The sequence below is a fragment of the Thermopolyspora sp. NPDC052614 genome (assembly GCF_040678635.1).
GTDB lineage: Bacteria > Actinomycetota > Actinomycetes > Streptosporangiales > Streptosporangiaceae > Thermopolyspora.
Genome location: NZ_JBFATZ010000003.1, coordinates 396,534 through 412,104 on the forward strand (window position 1 = coordinate 396,534; position 15,571 = coordinate 412,104).

The 15,571-nt window shown below is 72.3% G+C and carries 16 protein-coding genes; 5 read left to right on the plus strand and 11 right to left on the minus strand.

The annotated features are described in order from the left end of the window. Positions 1-19 precede the first annotated feature (19 nt). From AB0K60_RS08395 to iolC, 7 genes are all read right to left on the minus strand, one after another. Positions 20-694, minus strand: coding sequence for an ABC transporter ATP-binding protein (locus AB0K60_RS08395; protein ID WP_364050012.1), 675 nt, complete (start codon positions 692-694; stop codon positions 20-22). After that, a complete protein-coding gene (locus tag AB0K60_RS08400) occupies positions 695-1,843 on the minus strand; it encodes a thiolase family protein (protein WP_364050014.1) in 1,149 nt (382 codons plus the stop codon). 213 nt (positions 1,844-2,056) lie between these two features. Beyond that, positions 2,057-3,712, minus strand: coding sequence for a class I adenylate-forming enzyme family protein (locus AB0K60_RS08405; RefSeq protein ID WP_364050016.1), 1,656 nt, complete (start codon positions 3,710-3,712; stop codon positions 2,057-2,059). Beyond that, positions 3,648-4,340 (minus strand): biotin transporter BioY, encoded by a 693-nt coding sequence (locus AB0K60_RS08410; RefSeq protein WP_364050018.1) that lies wholly within the window; start codon positions 4,338-4,340, stop codon positions 3,648-3,650. Before AB0K60_RS08410 ends, AB0K60_RS08405 begins: the two co-directional genes overlap by 65 nt. A gap of 197 nt (positions 4,341-4,537) precedes the next feature. Next, positions 4,538-5,575, minus strand: a complete 1,038-nt coding sequence (locus AB0K60_RS08415) for a Gfo/Idh/MocA family oxidoreductase (RefSeq protein ID WP_364050020.1) — start codon at positions 5,573-5,575, stop codon at positions 4,538-4,540. Between the two features lie 39 nt (positions 5,576-5,614). After that, positions 5,615-6,544, minus strand: coding sequence for a TIM barrel protein (locus AB0K60_RS08420; RefSeq protein WP_364050022.1), 930 nt, complete (start codon positions 6,542-6,544; stop codon positions 5,615-5,617). After that, positions 6,541-7,509 (minus strand): 5-dehydro-2-deoxygluconokinase, encoded by a 969-nt coding sequence (gene iolC, locus AB0K60_RS08425; protein WP_364050024.1) that lies wholly within the window; start codon positions 7,507-7,509, stop codon positions 6,541-6,543. The genes AB0K60_RS08420 and iolC overlap by 4 nt, the downstream gene beginning before the upstream one ends. 576 nt (positions 7,510-8,085) lie before the next feature. Here iolC and AB0K60_RS08430 point away from each other — a divergent pair. Further along, complete coding sequence (locus tag AB0K60_RS08430) at positions 8,086-9,150, plus strand: LacI family DNA-binding transcriptional regulator (protein ID WP_364050026.1); 1,065 nt, start codon at positions 8,086-8,088, stop codon at positions 9,148-9,150. A 277-nt stretch (positions 9,151-9,427) separates the two neighbouring features. On the opposite strand, the gene AB0K60_RS08435 is transcribed toward AB0K60_RS08430, so the two are convergent. After that, entirely contained in the window at positions 9,428-9,784 is a 357-nt protein-coding gene (locus AB0K60_RS08435) for a hypothetical protein (protein ID WP_364050028.1), read from the minus strand. A gap of 494 nt (positions 9,785-10,278) precedes the next feature. On the opposite strand from AB0K60_RS08435, the gene AB0K60_RS08440 reads away from it, so the two are divergent. Then, positions 10,279-11,229, plus strand: a complete 951-nt coding sequence (locus AB0K60_RS08440; protein WP_364050030.1) for a wax ester/triacylglycerol synthase domain-containing protein — start codon at positions 10,279-10,281, stop codon at positions 11,227-11,229. A gap of 3 nt (positions 11,230-11,232) precedes the next feature. Here the strand turns inward: AB0K60_RS08440 and AB0K60_RS08445 are convergent, their stop codons facing one another. Together AB0K60_RS08445 and AB0K60_RS08450 are read right to left on the minus strand one after the other, a co-directional pair. Continuing rightward, positions 11,233-11,766: a hypothetical protein gene (locus tag AB0K60_RS08445; RefSeq protein WP_364050032.1), complete on the minus strand. Its 534-nt coding sequence runs from the start codon at positions 11,764-11,766 to the stop codon at positions 11,233-11,235. Between the two features lie 207 nt (positions 11,767-11,973). Beyond that, positions 11,974-12,573, minus strand: coding sequence for a short chain dehydrogenase (locus tag AB0K60_RS08450; RefSeq protein WP_364050034.1), 600 nt, complete (start codon positions 12,571-12,573; stop codon positions 11,974-11,976). A gap of 86 nt (positions 12,574-12,659) precedes the next feature. On the opposite strand from AB0K60_RS08450, the gene AB0K60_RS08455 reads away from it, so the two are divergent. Genes AB0K60_RS08455 through AB0K60_RS08465 form a run of 3 tightly spaced genes read left to right on the plus strand, consistent with a single transcriptional unit; the run spans position 12,660 to position 14,414 of the window. Then, complete coding sequence (locus AB0K60_RS08455) at positions 12,660-13,382, plus strand: nucleotidyltransferase domain-containing protein (protein WP_364050036.1); 723 nt, start codon at positions 12,660-12,662, stop codon at positions 13,380-13,382. Beyond that, positions 13,379-14,191 carry a nucleotidyltransferase domain-containing protein gene (locus AB0K60_RS08460; RefSeq protein ID WP_364050038.1) on the plus strand — a complete coding sequence of 271 codons (813 nt, stop codon included), beginning with the start codon at positions 13,379-13,381 and terminating at the stop codon, positions 14,189-14,191. Before AB0K60_RS08455 ends, AB0K60_RS08460 begins: the two co-directional genes overlap by 4 nt. Before the next feature lie 4 nt (positions 14,192-14,195). Then, positions 14,196-14,414: an RNA-binding S4 domain-containing protein gene (locus AB0K60_RS08465; RefSeq protein WP_364050039.1), complete on the plus strand. Its 219-nt coding sequence runs from the start codon at positions 14,196-14,198 to the stop codon at positions 14,412-14,414. Between the two features lie 215 nt (positions 14,415-14,629). On the opposite strand, the gene AB0K60_RS08470 is transcribed toward AB0K60_RS08465, so the two are convergent. After that, positions 14,630-15,535 carry an NAD-dependent protein deacetylase gene (locus AB0K60_RS08470; RefSeq protein WP_364050041.1) on the minus strand — a complete coding sequence of 302 codons (906 nt, stop codon included), beginning with the start codon at positions 15,533-15,535 and terminating at the stop codon, positions 14,630-14,632. Positions 15,536-15,571 lie beyond the last annotated feature (36 nt).

Below are 15,571 nucleotides of genomic sequence, written 5' to 3' on the forward strand. Positions count from 1 at the left end.
CGGGCATTCGCGGCAGGCGTCATGACATCAGCGCCCGGTAGTGGGCGATCGCGGTGGCCGGGTCCGCGTCGGCCACGATCTTGCCGCGGTCGAGGACGAGGACGCGGTCGAAGTCCTCCAGCAGCGGCAGGTCGTGGGTGACCACGACCACGTGCTGGGGCAGCTCGCGCAGGATCGCGGCGAGCATGCGGGAGTGGCGCAGGTCGAGCAGCGTGGTCGGCTCGTCCATGACGAGGAGGGCGGGCTCAAGGACCAGGACCGAGCACAACGCCAGCAGTTGCTTCTCGCCGCCTGACAGGTGGTGGGCGGGCTGGTCGGCGTGCTCCTCCAGGCCGTACCTGGCCAGGACCTCCCGCACCCGCCGGTCGATCTCCTCCTTCGGCACGCCGCGACGGCGCAGCGAGAACGCGACGTCCTCGGCCACGGTCGGCATGACGATCTGCGCGTCCGGGTCGGTGAACACGAAGCCGACCTCGCGGCGGACCCGCGCGCCGTGGCGGCGGGTGTCCAGGCCGCGCACGGTGACGGTGCCCGAGGTGGGCAGGGCGAGACCGTTGATCAGGCGGGCCAGGGTGCTCTTGCCCGAGCCGTTGGCGCCGATCACGCCGATCCGGCGCTCGGTGAGCCGCGCCGTGACGCCGCTCAGCACGTCCCGCCGTCCCAGCCGGAGACCGACCCCGGCGAACTCGATCATTCACACCACCTCGAAGAGCGCGGCGACGCCCAGGCCGCCGCCGACCGCCGCCGTCGCCACCCCCAGTGTCCCCGGCGGGGCACCGGACCTGACCAGCCGGGTGAACAGCCGCGTCACCACCACCGCGCCGGTCGCGCCCCACGGGTGGCCGAGGGCGAGCGCGCCGCCGTCCGCGCACACCCGGCCGTCGTCGGCGCCGAGCGGATCCAGGCCGAGCGCGTCGGTCACCGCAAGCACCTGCGCCGCGAACGCCTCCACGATCTCCACCGCCGCCACCCGGTCCAGCTCCACCCCGGCGCGCTCCAGCACCCGCCGCACCGCGGGCACCGGCCCCCAGCCGGGCAGCGCGGGGTCACAACCCACGACCGCCCCCGCCCGCAGCCGCAGCCCCGGCAGCCCCGCCCGCAGCCCCTCCGGCACGATCGCCAGCGCCGCCGCCCCGTCGCTGACCGGCGAGGAGTTCCCTGCGGTCACGGTGCCGCCCGGCACGAACGCGGCGGGCAGCCGGGCCAGCGACGCGGCCCGCAGCACGCGCGGACGCTGGTCGGCGGCCAGCCCCTCCACCGGCACGATCTCCTTCGCGAACCGGCCCGCGTCCCGCGCCGCCACCGCCTTGGCATGGCTGCGGCGGGCGTACTCGTCCTGCCGCTCCCGGCTCACCCCGCGCGCCGCCGCCAGCGCCTCCGCCGCCGGGCCCATGTCCGGGTCCGGATGCCCCGCCGGGGCGAAGGGCGCACGCGCGTACGGCTCCGCCGCCTCGCCGTCCGGGCCCCGGCGGGCGCGCACGGGCGCGGTGGACGCGCTCTCCGCCCCACCGGCGATGACCAGGCCCATCTCCCCGGCGCGTACGGCCTGCCCGGCGACGAGCACCGCCGCCAGGCCGCTGCCGCACTGCCGATCCACGGTCAGACCGGGCACGCCGTACCCGAGCCCGGCGGCGAGCGCGGACACCCGCGCCACGTTCCCGCCGGGCCCCATGCAGTTGCCGAGCACGACGTCGTCCACGGGCAGCCCGAGGTCCGCGACGTCCTCGGCCACCGCCGCGATCACCGGCGCGGCGAGCCCCTCGACCGGCACGTCGCGCAGGGCGTGCCCGGCGGTGCCGATCGCCGTCCGCCGCGCCGCGACCACGACCGGGATCATGTCCATCACAACCTCCCGAGGGCACCGGCGGCTTTAGCCGTCGGGGGAATCGGCAGCGGGAGGGCCGCCAAGGCCCGAGCGTGCCCTGACCTGTCAGATCCGCGCATCACGGATGTCCTTTCCTGGCTGTGTCGGCGACAGAGCACGGGCCGGTCCGAATCAGGCGGTGACGCACCTTTCGGCGTGGATGCCGCCATCACGGCCGGATGTTCAGCCATGTCAGACGAGCCGCCGCAGTTCAGGGTCACCGTCGGCGAGGCGGGACGCGATCAGGCCCCGCGCCGGTTTCCCGGTCGGGGTGCGTGGCAGCGCGGGCAGGGCGTACCAGCGGCGCGGGCGCTGGGCGGGATCGAGACCACCGCGAGCGATCGCCTCCAGGGCCGCCCGCGACGGCGCGGCCGCGTCGCCCGTGTCGCCGGTGTCTCCCGTGTCCGTAGCGTTCCCGATCTCGATGACGGCCGTGACGACCGCGCCCAGGCGCGGATGCGGCGAGCCGATGACCACGACATCGCTCACGCCGGGGGCTTGTTTGAGCACCGCCTCCACATCCTCCGGCACCACGGTCGCGCCGCCGGTCTGGATAGCGCCGTCACCCCGGCCGCGCACCCGCAAGGACTCCCCCGGCCGGTACGGCTCGGCGAGGTCGCCCACGGTCATCCAGCCGTGCGCGTCCACCCGGAGCGGCCCTCGCGCACCCGCCACGTATCCGGCGGAGACCCAGGGCGAACGCACCCATACCTCCCCCAGCCCTCCCCGCGGCGGTGTCCGCACCTCGATCTCCACGTCGGGAAAGGGCCGCAGCCCCGAGCCGTCGGCGTCCACCGCGACGAAGGACAGCTCGGTGGCGCCGTAGTAGGCCACCACCCGTACCCCGTGGCGTTCGGCCGCGGCCCGCACGTCGGCGGGCAGCCCGGCGCCGCCGACGATCGCGGTGCGCAACGTTCGGGACGGTTCGGGGACCTCCGCGAGGGCCTCCAGCACAACGGGCAGGTGGTGTGGCACCAGGTGCACGGCCGTCGCCAGGCGCAGATGACGGGGCAGCGCCTCGGGCGACCAGCGCCCCGGCACCAGGGCGGCGGCCCCGGTGGACAGGGCGTGCACGGCGGCGAAGCCGTACAGGGAGGAGACCAGCGGCCCGGGGACGAGCATGACATCCCCGGGCCCGATCTCGGCGAGCTTGTTCAGGTGCGGGAACGAATCGGTCCATGAGGCCCGCGTACGGATCACGGCGCGCGGCCGTCCGGTGCTGCCCGAGCTGAAGTTGGCCCATGCCCGGTCGTCCGGGCGGGGTGCGAATCCGTCCGACGGCACGTGCGCCACGTCCGCGTTCTCACGCGGCCCGACGGCCACCATCGGCTGCCCGCACGCGCTGGATGATGGCTCGCCAAGGCGCGGGTCCGCTGGAACGGCGGGCGCCACCTGCTCTCGGCGGGCAACACCGCCCCCGCCCACGGCCGCCATCGACGCCTCGGTCGGCATGGACAACGGCTCGGCGAGGTGCAGACCCACCGGGACGGCCCGCATGATCTGCTCGCGGCGGTCGGGAGTCCAGCCGTGGTCGCACAGCAGCGGGGTGGCGCCGGCGAGGTCCGCCGCGAGGACGGCGACGAGTTGCTCGACCGGGTCGGGCAGGCTGATCGCGACGAGCGTCCCGGGTTTCGCGCCGAGCGCGGCGAGGCGTCGAGCGCCGTCGCGGACGCGGCGGGCCAGGCCGGCGTAGTCGAGGGCGCTGTGCGGGCCGTACAGGGCGGGGCGATCGGGTTGGGCGTGGGCGTGGTGCAGGACCTGCGCGGCGACCGGCATGATCGGGTCAACGCTCCCGGGCGGCGCGCAGCCGCTCCTGCCGTACGGCGGGGACCGCGTCGGGGTAGGCACGCTGGGTCCCGCGCGCCACGACGGCGGCGAGCACGACCTTGACCACGTCGACCGGCAGGAAGACGGCGCCGAGCTGCGCCGCGTGGACGAGCGTAAGTCCGCCGATCACCGCCTGCATGGGGATGCCGAGGAGGTAGACGACCCCGATACCGCCGATCGCGCAGGCCGCCAGCAGCCGGCCGATGCTCGGTGAGTGCCCGCCGCGTTCCACGATCCACCCGGTCACGGCGGCCCCGGGCAGCCACCCGATGAGATAGCCCACCGACGGACCGGCGAAGACGCCCAGGCCGCCGCGTCCCCCGGCCAGCAGCGGCAGCCCGGCCGCCACCAGCACGAGCAGGACCGCCACGGCGAGCGCGCCCCGCCGGCTCCCCAGGATCGCTCCGGCCAGCATGACGCCGAACGTCTGCAGGGTGATCGGCACGCTGTTGCCGAAGGCGAAAAAGGTCCCGGGCAGGCCCAGCACGGCGATCAGCGCGGCGAACACGGCGACCCTTGCCAGGTCCCCCGTCACGAGCCCACGGCCCGGCGGCCGGGCGGGCCGCTCGTCCGGGGAGGGCCCCTCGTTCGGGGAGGACCGGGAGGGTTCGTCGCCGGACGGCGGTGACGTCGGCTCGTCAGCTCTCATGGTGTCGATCCCACACCAGGGTTCCACCTCTCCGGCATATAGGGATCCCACAACTTTCACGCCGGTTGTCTGCAGGGAGACGAGGAAATCACGGGCGCGACTAACGGTATCCCACAACAAACGGCTCATCGGGTGCACCCCCACGCCTCCGCCTGCGGACCGGCCGACGGGCCAGACCGACGGCGTTCTCGGGGGCGTCAGCCGTACAAAGCAGGCCGCGGCGCGAGTTGCACGGCGATGCGCGAACCCGTGCGGGCGGCGGTGAGGGTGGCGTCGGAGACGGCGGAGGCGGCGTAGCCGTCCCAGGCGCTCGGGCCCCGATCGCCGTCGTGGTCGGTGTGACCGCTGCCGTGAAGATCGCTGCGGAGTTCGTCGAGCCAGGACTGGAACTCGCGGTCGTAGGCCTCGGCGAATCGTTCCCGGTAGTCGGCGGGGACGCGTCCGGTGATGCCTCGGTCGAGGCGTACGGTGACGGGTGCGGTGTCGCCGAGCGCGGCTGTGCCGTCCTCGCCGACCACCTCGCAGCGGATGTCGTAGCCGTATCGGATGTTCACCGAGATCTCGACGTCGACGAGGATGCCGCTTTCGGTCTGCAGGAGCACGAGCAGCGGGTCGTCGATGTCGCCGCTGTGGCGGTTGCGCCTGCCGCGCAGGACGGTGACCGTCGTGATCTCCTCGCCGAACATCCACCGGGTGACGTCCATTTCGTGCACCGCCGTGTCGGTGATCGTTGAGTCGGGCTCGTAGAAGGCGGGCACGCCGGCGTTGCGGTGGACGCAGTGCATCATCAGCGGCGCCCCGATCGCTCCGGCGTCCACGACTCGCTTCAGCTCCCGGTACGCCGGGTCGTACCGGCGCATGTAGCCGACCCGCACGAGCCGCCGCCCGGCCGCGACCTCGGCCTCGACGATCCGCAGGCAGTCCGCACGGGTGGTGGCGAGCGGCTTCTCGCAGAACACCGGTTTCCCGGCGGCGACGGCGGCGAGCACCTGCTCGGCGTGCGCGGGCCCCCACGAGCACACCACGACCGCGTCGACGGCGTCGTCCGCGATGAGGCCGTCGGCGGTGCCGTGCGTCCGTACGTCGCCGGGGAGGCGGGCCGCGACCTTCTCGGCCAGGCCGGCGTCGATGTCGTTGACGGCGACGACCCGGGAACCGGACAGCGTCCGGGTGAGTCGGCGGATGTGGTCCCGGCCGATCGTCCCGGTGCCGATGACTCCGACCCTCACTGCCACATCGGTCTCCTGTTCGCGCTGGTGACGGGGCGGCCGGGGTCAGGTCCGCAGGCCGCAGGAGGTGAGGTAGGCGCGGGTGCGCCGGGCGATCGGGCCGGGCACGTCGAAGTCGACGGGGTACATGTCCTGCTCGACCACGACGAACAGGTCGGCGTCGAGCCCGGCGAGCGCCTCCAGCACGGACGGCACGTCGGGCAGCCCGCCGGGCGGCTCGCAGCTCGCGCCGAGCGCCACCGCCTGGCCGAAGGCGAGGTCCTCGCGCTCGGCCCGCGCCACGACCGCCGGATCCATCTGCTTGAGGTGTACGTAGCCGACGCGGGTGGGGTGGCGGCGGATGATGCCGGTGACGTCGGCGTGCCGGTACGCCAGGTGCCCGGTGTCGAGGCACAGCGAGACGTGGCGGGGGTCGGTGTCGGCGAGGAGGCGCTCGGTCTGCTCCTCGGTCTCCACGTGGGAGTCGGCGTGCGGGTGGAACTGCAGGCGCAGGCCGTACTCCTCGGCGACGATCTTCCCGAGCTCGTCCACGGCGCGGGTGAGGGCGCGCCACTCCTCGGCGGTGAGCTCCGCGGGCTCCAGGTACGCGCCGGTCCGGTCGTCGCGGTAGCCCGGCACGGGGACGAAGATGACGTGCTCGGCGCCGACCGCGCGGGTCAGCGCGGCGACCCTGCGGGTCTGCGCGGCGATCTCGGGGAACTCGCCGGGCCGGTGCAGCCCGCTGACGCCGTGCACGGTGCCGCCGGCGACGCGCAGGCCGCGCCGGTCCAGCTCGTCCTTCAGGCGCGTGGCGTCGGTGGGGAGATAGCCGTACGGGCCGAGTTCCAGCCAGGTGTAGCCGCAGTCGGCCAGCTCGTCGAGGAAGCGGTCCCAGGGGGTCTGCAAGGGGTCGTCGGCGTACCACACCCCCCAGGAGTCGGGACAGCTGCCGAGCCGCAGCCGCGAAATGCCGGATATATCGGTTATGTCGGTCATGGTGTTCCTTCTCCTTCGAACGCCTCCCCCAACGCGGCCAGGACCTCCCGCTCGGTGGGCATGGCCGACGAGCACTCCACTCTCGCGGCGACGAGCGCGCCCGCGACGTTCGCGAACCGCAGGACGCGTTCCAGCGGACGCCCCGCGAGCAGGCCGTGGCACAGCGCCCCGCCGAACGCGTCGCCCGCGCCCGTGCCGTTGACCACCTCGACCGGGAACGGGGGCACCCGCACCGACTCGTCCGCCGTACGGCCCAGCACGCCTCCGGGCCCCTGCTTCACCACGGCCAGTTCCACGCCGAGGTCGAGCAGCGCCGCCGCGGCCCGCTCCGGGTCGCGCTCGCCCACCGCGGTCTCGCACTCGTCGAGGTTGCCGACCACGACGGTGACGTACGGCAGCACCCGGGCGATCCGGTCGCGGGCTTCCCGGCGCGACCCCCAGAACATGGGGCGGTAGTCCAGGTCGAGCACGGTGTGCCGGCGGCGGCCCCGGGCGCGCAGCGCGGCCAGGTGCGCGGTGAAGCTGGGCTCCCGGCACAGGCCGGTGACGGTGACCCAGAAGATTCCGGCGGCGGCGATCGCCTCGGTGTCGAGCTCCTCGGGCCGGATGGTCAGATCCGGGGCGGTGGGGGTGCGGCCGTAGAAGTAGAGCGGGAAGTGGTCGGGCGGGAAGATCTCGCAAAGCGTGACCGGGGTCGCCAGGCCCGGCACCGGGGCGACGAAGCGGTCGTGCACGCCGAACTCGCGCAGCGCACGGCGCACGAAGCGGCCGAGCGAGTCCTCGCCGGTGCGGGTGATCACCGCCGCGCGCCGTCCGTGCCGGGCTGCGGCCACCGCCACGTTGGCGGGCGACCCGCCGAGGAATTTGCCGAAGGTCTCCACATCCTCCAAGCCGACGCCGATCTGCAGCGGGTAGATGTCCACGCCGACCCGTCCCATGGTCAGCACCTCGTACGGCGCGCTCACTCCGCGGACCCCCCCGGGTCTCGGCAGGACGGACATAAGTGCTGGTCGAAGCCGGAACCGCCTGGCTCGCACGTTACGAGGAGTATGCGGGGACCTGTCCGAGCCGTCAATGCTTGGTCCTGACATATTTACTTCCTAACATGCCACCGAAACCCCCCTGGGAAGGCCCTTACCCATCTCCGGCGATGTACGTTTCATCAAGAAACGGGCGATTTGCGGTCGCGCCCGTACGGTGACCCGGTTCGTCCGCGCGACGCCGACTCCGGACCCGCGCCGTCCCTCCCCGCGGCGGTTCCTTCGCGGCGTTCACGCAGGTCGGCGGGCGGGTCCGCCGCTGCGAGCCCGTCCTGTCCCGCGCCGCGCGCCCCGGGGAAATCGCGCCGGACCCGGCCGCGCTTCCGTGACGACGGCGTCCACCGACCGAAGCGGAGGTCCCTTTTCGTGACGGAAACGGACGGGTGCGAACGGCCTCCGCATTGGCCTTTTCGACCGGTCTCGTGGTGATACTGGCGCCGCGTGACCTTTCGGTCCCCATGACACCACTCATGACCTTGTCGACGTCCCCTGGAGGTTCCCATGGCCGAGTACGGCGGCGCGCGTCCGGCCGTCGGCGACTGGCCGTCGCCGACGACGCGACCCCCGACGATGCGGGATGTCGCGCAGGCGGCCGGGGTGTCGAAGGCCCTGGTCTCGCTGGTCCTGCGCAACGCCCCCGGCCCGAGCGCGCGAAGCCGTACGCATGTGCTGGCGGTGGCCGAGCGCATCGGCTACCGGCCCAACCGCACGGCGAGCCTGCTCGCCCGGCGGCACAACCGGCACCTGGGCGTCGTGATGGCCCTGCGCGACGCCTTCCAGGCGGAGATGGCCGAGGAGGTGCAGGCGGCGGCCGACGCGAGCGGGTACGAGATCGTGCTGAGCGCGGTGACGCGCAGCCGCGACGAGCGGCGTGCGATCGAGACCCTGCTGGAGTTCCGCTGCGAGGCGCTGCTGCTGCTCGGCCCGGAGTCGCCGTCGGACGAGCTGGCCGCGCTGACCGGGCAGGCGCCCGTGGTCGTCGTCGGGCGGCGGATGCGGCACCCGGGCGTGGCGGTGGTGCGGACCGACGACGGCGCGGGCATGCGGGCGGTGGTCGAGCACCTGATCGGGCTCGGGCACCGGCGCATCTCGTACGTCGACGGGGGCAGCGGCGCGATCGCGGCCGACCGGCGGGGCGGCTACGAGGCCGCGATGCGCGAGCACGGGCTGGAGAACGAGATCCGGACGGTCTTCGGCGGCGCCACCGAATCGGACGGGGTCGCCGCGGCCGAGGTGCTGCTCGCGCAGGGCGATCTGCCCACGGCGATCGCCGCGTACAACGACCACTGCGCCCTGGGCGTGCTGGAGCGTCTGGCCCGCGCGGGCGTCGACGTGCCCGACCGCGTCTCCGTCACCGGCTACGACGACGTCCCGATCGCCGGGATGCCGCACGTCGGCCTGACGACGGTGCGCCACGAGGCGCGTCACCAGGCGCGGCTCGCGGTGGAGGCCGCCATCCGCCGCCTGGAGGGCGTCTCGACCGCCGCGCGCGAGACGGTCCTTCCCCCTCGCCTGCTGGTCCGCACGAGCACCGCGCCCCCGCGGCACGCCGAGGCGCGCCGGTGACCGGCCGCGGCCGCCGTTTGGCGACAGGAGGTCGGCACGCTCGTGACGCCCAGCAGGTCCGGCCGCGATCGCCGAGGCCGGGAATCCTCGAATGACCGCGAATAGGGCGCATGCGACTTAACGTCCATCGGGCATGAACAATAATTTCCGAGGGCCTGCACTCCTCAAAAGCCCGCGAATGGCATTAACAATAGACGGCCATGGCGAATGCGAATTCGCCATGGCCGTCGGTCGCGGACTCACACGCCGGCATTCCGGCGTCCGATGGTACGCAGGGTCAGATGCACAGGGACCCGATGCAGACGTTCACGTCCTTGAGTAAGAGGTTGATGGGCGGATTGAACGAGCCGTAGACGCCGAGGACGGAGTCCTTGATGTTGGCCACGTTCAGGTCGAGGCCGTTCAGGCTGTTCTCCAGGATGCTGATCTCGTTGCCGGACAGGACCCGGTTGCCGACGATGCCGATCGAGACCGGGATCCCGAGGATGGTCTTGTTGCAGGTGACGAGGTTGGCGAGGCCGTTGGAGCAGGAGTAGCCGCCGGCCGCCTGAGCGGCGGGGGTGCCGACCAGCAGCGAACCGCCGGCCAGGCCGGCGAGCAGGGCGAGCGAAGCCAGGCGCTTCCGGACCCTCATGAAATCATCCGCCTTCTTGATCCAGCGCTCCTCGGTTGCCCAAGGAGCGGTCTGTTCGGAGGTACGCATTCCGGCCACGCCTGTCCCCTGGCGCGACACGGAATGACTTGCTGCCGATTAGGGACGTATCGGCCTCGGGCCATTTTTTGTTGATTCATGGCCACAGTGATATTTATACACGTCACATCAGGCCGCGCCAAGACTTCCTACAACATCGGCTTAAGCCACCATTTATGGATACGGCACATGCGGCAATTTGCCCGATCCAGGCGAGATTCACCCATAGATGTGACTAATTTAGACAGATAAGGAAATGTCGTCGATGGGCGGTTCGATACCTTCTGGCGTTGGAACGGCCCTCGGCGCCTGGACGACGCCGGGACGTTCGGACGATGCCCCGGGACGTTCGGCACTGTCCGCCATCGGCGGCGCCCCGCCACCCTGAGATCGACTCCGGAGGCGGAAAGGGCTGGTGGCGAGGCGCGATGAGGGGCATGAGCGGGCACGTCATCGAGCGGGCGAGCGCCGGAGATCTCACGCACCTGGCCAACGACGCCGGGCGGCTGCCCATGCAGGTGGGCGCGGTGATCCTGCTGGAGGCCGCGGAATCGTTCACCGTCGAGCGGGCTCAGCGGCTCATGGCCGCCCGCGTCGGCCGGGCGCCCCGCCTGCGGCAGCGGCTCGTCGGCACGCCGCCCGGATGCGGGCGTCCGATCTGGGTCCCCGACCCGGCGTTCGACGTACGCCGGCACGTGCGAGTGGTGAAGTGCCCCGGCCCCGGCGACGAGCAGGCGCTGCTGGATCTGGTGGCGCGTCTGGTCACGGAACCGCTGCCGCGCTCACGCCCGCTGTGGCGGGCGACGCCCTGTCGGTCTCGGTGTCGGTCTCGGGCCGTACGGCGGACGATCCGGCGACCGCCCCCGACCGGCCCGGCAATCACGTCGGCTCCATGGCGGTGCTGCTGCCGCTGCACGGCGCCCCCGAGCCGCGACTGCGGCGCGTCGCCGCCATCACCCGCGCCCGCAAGACCGGGCCCCGCAGATCCTCCGGGCACCGTTCTCGGCCTCATGCTCCGCGTCATGCGGGCCACCGGCGTCCTGCCCTGGCTGATGGATCACCAGCGGCTGACCAACACGTTCCTGACCAACATGCGGGGCCCCGCCGAGCGGCTCTCCTTCTGCGGCACGCCGATCCGCGAGATCATCCCACTGCCCTCGACCACCGGCAACGTGACCGTCGTCTTCGCCGCCCTCTCCTACGCGGGCGTCCTCACCGTCACGATCCTCGCCGACGTCGACGGCTGCCCCGACCTGCCCCTCCTCGCCGCCGCCCTGCGGACCGAACTCGACGCCCTGACGGCCCCCCGAACCCCGGAACCCCGAACCCCGGCACCCGGAACCCCGGCTCCCCGCACCCCGGCCGCCCCCGCCCGGGACGACGGCTGACGGTCACCCCGTCGGCACGCCCGGCCTGGTCCGGCGTACCGGCCGGATCCTGTCGAAGTACTCCTCGACGGCGACGGCCGGCGCCACGGCGACCTCGGCGAGTTCCTCCCGCAGCAGGTCGGCGTCCGATTTGGGCAACGCGAGCAGCGGGCGGCGCAGCCTGATCGACCAGGCCCCGGCGCGTTTGTCGGGGAACGCGGCCAGCCGCGGAAGCAGCGGCGCGAGCTCGACCCCGCGCAGGTACGGCGCGAGCAGATCGACGTCGATCCCGCACCCCCGGGTGAAGTCGCGCCCGGCGATGTTCACCGCCCTCGCGTACGTCTCGACGCCGGTGGCGACCCGCGCCAGCCCGATCACCCGCGTGCGGTCCCGCGTGGGATTGTGCCAGCAGCCCCGCGTGGTCAGCAGGAACAGCTCGTCGCCGACCGTCAGCCGGTCCACCTCCCGCCGGTTCGTCGGTGGAAAGGCCATGCGAGACTCCCGCAGCACCCACGCCACGGCCTCGCGTTCACCCAGGATGAGCAGATAGGCGGTCACGATCGCCACCGTAGCGTCCAGGTGTGACGACGGCGACGGCCCGGGGGCACTGTCCGTTCCGATACGCGCCCCCGGCCCCGTAGTGACCCAGATGGACAAGTCGAAGACGCCGGGCACACGTCCCCCCTCAACCGGCCCGACGTCTTCACCGACCTCGTCCCGCCCCCGCTGGCCACGCCGACCACACCCCGATCGTCGAGCGACCGCCTAGCCGAGCTGGTAGACGCGCCCGGTATGCGCGCCCTCGACGGAGTGCACGTAGGCCATCGCGACCCGCGACAGATCGACCGGCTCCATCCCGGGGAAGATGTGACCGTAGTCGGCGACGGACTCGGTGAACACGGTCGGGCCGACGATGTTGACCCGCTGCGGCGCGAGCTCGATCGCGGCGGCGCGGACGAAGGCCTCCAGAGCGCCGTTCGCCATGGCCGCGGCGCTGGCGGTGACGACGGGGTCGCGGCCGAGCACTCCGCTGATCAGGGTGAACGAGCCCCGCTCGGCGATGCGGGATGCCCCCTGCCGCACCACGTCGATCTGGCTGAGCACCTTGCCGCGAAAACCGGCCAGATAGTCCTCCGGGGCCATCTCGACGACCCGCTTGTACGGCACGTGCCCGGCGGCGACGGCCACCGCGTCCAGGGCGCCGGCCCGCTCGTACATCTCGGTGACCTGCGCGGGATCAGTGAAGTCGTAGCGCAGATCGCCCGCGTTGCGGGAGACGGCGACGATCTCGTGTCCGCGGGCGGCCAGGGTCTTGTGCAGGGCCGTACCGAGCTTGCCGGTGGCGCCGATCAGCAGAATCCTCATACGCCCGACGTTAGCCGCACCGAAGCCACCGGCCCCGCCGAAACCAGGTCGCGCTGATACGTCACCCCTGGCCACAATTGACGCCCATGGTCCGGATCACCGCCGGTGGGGCCGGAACCACCGCCGGACGCGTACAGGAGGCCCGATCCGTGGAACTCGCCGAACGCCTCGTCACCGACCACACCGTGCTGTCGGTGGTGGTCGGCTCCCGCGCGTACGGCCTGCGGACCGAGTCCTCCGACACCGACCGGCGCGGCGTCTTCGTCGCGCCGACGCCGCTGTTCTGGCACCTGGACAAACCGCCCACGCACGTGGACGGCCCGCTGCCCGAGCAGTTCTCCTGGGAGATCGAGCGGTTCTGCGTGCTGGCCCTGCAGTCCAACCCGACCATCCTGGAATGCCTGTGGTCGCCGATCGTGGAGCGCGCCACCCCCACCGGCGAGCAACTGCTCGCGCTGCGCCGCGCATTCCTGTCCCAGCGCGCCCGCCGTACCTTTCTGGAGTACGCACACGCCCAGTTCCGCCGGCTCAACCCGGAGCGGCCCAAGTGGAAGCAGGCGATGCACATGATCCGCCTGCTGCTGTCCGGCCGCCACCTGGTGCTGCACGGCGAGCCGCTGGTGGACGTCGACGAGCACCGCGACCGCCTGCTGGCCCTGCGCCGCGGCGAACTGTCCTGGCAAGAGGTCGAACGCTGGCGCGACGACCTCAGCTCCAACCTGGACGACCACCCGGGCATCCTGCCCGATCATCCCGACCGTGACGCCATCGACGAATTCCTGACAAGCGTGCGAAAGGCCAACCTGTGAACAAGGCCCCCGAGAACGTCACGCCGCTGAACCACCTGGACGGCCTCGACGGCCTGCCCGCCTGGCTGCCCGCGATCGCCGCCGAACAGCCGCATCCGCTGCTGTTCGCCACCGTCAGCGGCGCACACCTGTACGGGTTCCCGTCCGCCGACTCCGACGTCGATCTGCGCGGCGTACACCTGCTGCCGGTCGAGCAGGTCATCGGCCTGTACGAAGGCGACGACACGATCACCCGCACCTGGCGCCGCGAGGGCGTCGAGGTCGACCTGGTCACCCACGACCTGATCAAGTTCTGCCGCCTGCTGCTCACCCGCAACGGCTACGTCCTGGAACAGTTGCTGTCGCCCCTGATCGTGACGTCCTCCCCGATCCACGAGGAGCTGCGCGCGGCCGCCCCCGGCTGCCTGACCCGGCACCACGCCCACCACTACCTGGGCTTCGCCCGCACCCAGTGGACGCTGTTCACCAAGAGCCGGGAGCTCAAGCCGCTGCTCTACACCTTCCGCGTACTGCTGACCGGCATCCACCTGATGCGCACCGGCGAGGTCGTCGCCGACCTGACCCGCCTGTACGCCGACGCCCCGCCGTACCTCCCCGGCCTGGTCGAGGCGAAAAAGACCGCCGAACACGGCACCCTCCCCGCCGACGCCCCCGACACCGCCGCCCTGGAGACCGACGTCCACCGCCTCACCGCCGCCCTGGAGCAGGCCAGGGACACCTCCCACCTCCCCGAGGCGCCCACCGCCAAGCGAACCCTCCACGACCTGATCGTCCGCGCCCGGCTCGCCGCCCCGCACGGCCTATGCTGAACAGGTGGACGAGACCTTCCAACTGCGCTCGGAGTACATCCCGCTGTGCGATCTGCTGAAGGTCTGCGCCATAACCGAGAGCGGCGGCGAGGCCAAGCATCTCATCGCGGACGGCGAGGTCCTCGTCGACGGCGTCGTGGAACTACGGAAGCGGCGCAAGATCAGGGCGGGCCAGGTGGTCAGCGGCCACGACTTCGAAATCCACGTGATCGCCGGCCCCTGACCCGAACCCGCGCGGCGGAACCGTGGGGTCGCTGAGCCCGCCCTGGACACTGACGACGCACGCACCACGGCGAGGCCGTCCAGCCCATGCCCGAAACGATCGGCCGAGACCATCGCGGCCGAGACCACCGGCCGAGAACGGCGGCTCTCCCTCCCACCCATGAGCGCCACCCATGAACGACGACCCCCAACCCGCCGCAGCACCCCGCCCGAGGCTCAGCGAGCGGACGTCGCGACGGGCAGCGCCGACAGGAGTGCGGTGAGGGCAGGGCCGAGGGGTGCGTCGAGGGTCAGCAGGGCGTGCGTGTCGCCCCTGGTCGCACCGCGGTTGATGATCGCCACAGGGATCCCACGCTCCGCGGCATGCCGTACGAAGCGGTAGCCGGACATCACGGTGAGGGACGAGCCGAGCACGAGCAGCAGACCGGCCCGCTCGGTCAGTTCGTAACATCGCTCGACACGCGGCCGGGGCACATTCTCCCCGAAGAAGATCACATCAGGCTTGAGCATGCCCCCGCAGTCCTCGCAGTCCACCACGGTGAACGTGGCGACCTCGTCATCGTCGAGCACCACGTCACCGTCCGGATTGATCGTCCCGGGCCGCGCCTCCCACCCCGGATTCGCCGCACACAGCCGCCGATGCAACACCTCACGAGAGCTCCGCCGCCCGCACCCCAGACACAGCACCCGATCCAGGCTGCCATGCAACTCGATCACGTTCCGCGCCCCAGCGGCCTGATGCAGCCCGTCCACGTTCTGCGTGATAACCCCAGCGACCAGCCCATGCCCCTGCAGCGCCGCCACCACCCGATGCCCATCATTAGGCGCGGCCCGCACGATATGCCGCCACCCCAAATGACTCCGCGCCCAGTACCGCCGCCGCGCCTCGACACTGCCCACAAACGTCTGATAGGTCATCGGCGTGGCCCGCCGCGCCCGCCCGGTCTCACCCCGATAGTCCGGAATCCCCGACTCGGTGGATATCCCGGCCCCACTGAGCACCACCACATCGCCATCAGCGACAAGATCGGCTAACCACTCGACGGCCCCGGAATCCGACACCCACGGCAAAGTGCCCAGCCCTCCGACCGGCCCGCCGCCGTTACCCATCGCCTGCGCCATTCCTCAAGCATGCCCCACCCTTTGCCACCGTACGAT

Bases quoted from the DNA above. Each gene is read 5' to 3' on its own strand.
- AB0K60_RS08440 (WP_364050030.1), top strand. From the start codon at position 10,279: ATGAGCGGGCACGTCATCGAGCGGGCGAGCGCCGGAGATCTCACGCAC.
- AB0K60_RS08455 (WP_364050036.1), top strand. From the start codon at position 12,660: ATGGTCCGGATCACCGCCGGTGGGGCCGGAACCACCGCCGGACGCGTA.
- AB0K60_RS08430 (WP_364050026.1), top strand. From the start codon at position 8,086: ATGGCCGAGTACGGCGGCGCGCGTCCGGCCGTCGGCGACTGGCCGTCG.
- AB0K60_RS08395 (WP_364050012.1), bottom strand. From the start codon at position 694: ATGATCGAGTTCGCCGGGGTCGGTCTCCGGCTGGGACGGCGGGACGTG.
- AB0K60_RS08470 (WP_364050041.1), bottom strand. From the start codon at position 15,535: ATGGCGCAGGCGATGGGTAACGGCGGCGGGCCGGTCGGAGGGCTGGGC.
- AB0K60_RS08420 (WP_364050022.1), bottom strand. From the start codon at position 6,544: ATGACCGACATAACCGATATATCCGGCATTTCGCGGCTGCGGCTCGGC.
- AB0K60_RS08400 (WP_364050014.1), bottom strand. From the start codon at position 1,843: ATGGACATGATCCCGGTCGTGGTCGCGGCGCGGCGGACGGCGATCGGC.
- AB0K60_RS08450 (WP_364050034.1), bottom strand. From the start codon at position 12,573: ATGAGGATTCTGCTGATCGGCGCCACCGGCAAGCTCGGTACGGCCCTG.
- AB0K60_RS08435 (WP_364050028.1), bottom strand. From the start codon at position 9,784: ATGAGGGTCCGGAAGCGCCTGGCTTCGCTCGCCCTGCTCGCCGGCCTG.
- AB0K60_RS08410 (WP_364050018.1), bottom strand. From the start codon at position 4,340: ATGAGAGCTGACGAGCCGACGTCACCGCCGTCCGGCGACGAACCCTCC.